The organism is Thermodesulfovibrionia bacterium (assembly GCA_030646035.1).
GTDB lineage: Bacteria > Nitrospirota > Thermodesulfovibrionia > UBA6902 > UBA6902 > JACQZG01.
In genome coordinates, this window is record JAUSMY010000064.1 from 1 (window position 1) to 1699 (window position 1699).

2 protein-coding genes are annotated in these 1699 nt (G+C 45.9%); both read right to left on the reverse strand.

Annotated features, from left to right (window positions below):
• Nucleotides 1-293: hypothetical protein (locus Q7U10_12220; protein MDO8283363.1), on the reverse strand; the 293-nt coding region annotated here is incomplete at its 3' end.
• A gap of 49 nt (nt 294-342) precedes the next feature.
• Nucleotides 343-1146, reverse strand: a complete 804-nt coding sequence (locus tag Q7U10_12225) for a hypothetical protein (GenBank protein MDO8283364.1) — start codon at nt 1144-1146, stop codon at nt 343-345.
• Nucleotides 1147-1699 lie beyond the last annotated feature (553 nt).

Genomic DNA, 1699 nt, shown 5'->3' on the forward strand with positions numbered 1-1699 from the left:
AGAAAAGCGGTCTGCTCCGGATGTTCCTTCGCATACCGCTTTCCCATCGCTTTATTAATGACCGGTTGAACCGCGACGAGAAAGATTTCATCCCCTTTTTTCGTTCCACCACCCACGCCAGAAGTCAATGTAGCTCTGACGCACGAGTCTATGTAAGCCGAAAAGGTGATTCCATTCTTACCCAGGATTCCTTTCAACCGGTCAGTCTGTTTTTCATTTAAAGTAACCGAATACGGTTTCCGTATCCTATTCACCTTACTCACCACACCCGGTTTCCTCATCCCCTTCACCATAAATTATCCTTTCTCATACATTGTCCATACAGTCAACAAATATTTTCTTTCAAAAAGGCAACGGTTCATCATTCTCAAACAACCCCAAAAGCTTAACCACCGTTTCGTTATTCAGATAACACCACAACCCCGGAACATCCATATTAATATTATATTTCTGCACTTTTTGCCCCCGCTGTTTTTTATTTGCATCAATCATTTTTTTCAAAACTCGCCTAATCCGGACAAACTTGTCAGCTGATACTTTTTCCATTTGCATCTTGATCTTCAACCGTGACTTGTTTCTTATCCCCCAGTAACGCCCGATTTCATAGTCAAAGACTTGCTTTCGGCCATCCTTCCCAACTTTCGCAATATACTTTGAAACGTAGCTAATCCACTTTCGCCAAGTCTGGACGGGCTCAACCGATGTACCCGCCGCCAGATGTTTCAAATCTCGAGACCCGACAACTTCAAACCATTGACGAGAAATCCATTCCTTGCCGGCATTATCAACCAGACCGGGAGCATTCCAAACTGCAACATGAAAATGAGGGGCGCCACGCTCTTGAGGTTCAATACGCCAGATTCCCACATATCCCGGAAAATGACGATCAAAGCGCCGCCACAAGGCCCGTAAATCTCTTTTCCATCTTTCCGGTTCATCCGGCCATTCTCCCGGATAAGTCAGCGTAAGGAAGTCAGGCAACCCCATAGACTCGACATCTATTGACCCGCACAGCTGCATCAATCGCTTCCGGGAACTATGCGAGAGATCGGAGATTGCTCCGCGAGTTTGCCTTACACCTTCCGGTTTTCCGCCACTGGTTGAATTTGTTCGATTGAGCATGAGCAACCGACCGCCGATCGACATTGACACGCTATAGGAATGCAAACGATAATTTTCAACAATCGTCCGCCGCTTGACATTTACCTTTGAACCTGATAGAGTAGCTTTCACGTTTTGTATGAACCCCGAAACCAACCCCCGCAAAAGAGAAGGTTTTGGGGTTTCTTTTTTCCCCTTTCAACTCATATTCTTATAAATCACCATAACCACATATAAATAAAAGAATAACTACCAAAATCACCATAAACTAACAAACCAAACGCGCAAATATGACATGATAGACAAGCCCAGGTTCTTAACCATGGCTACCGGGTTATGGACAACGAAAAACCCGTTGCCCACAACCCGGTTGGCCTCCGGCCAGCGACCCCCCGACAAGTGCACGCTCACGCGCTAACAAACATATCATTTTTTTCTCTCAATAGAATCAAGCGTCAGAAAAGCGGTCTGCTCCGGATGTTCCTTCGCATACCGCTTTCCCATCGCTTTATTAATGACCGGTTGAACCGCGACGAGAAAGATTTCATCCCCTTTTTTCGTTCCACCACCCACGCCAGAAGTCAATGTAGCTCTGACG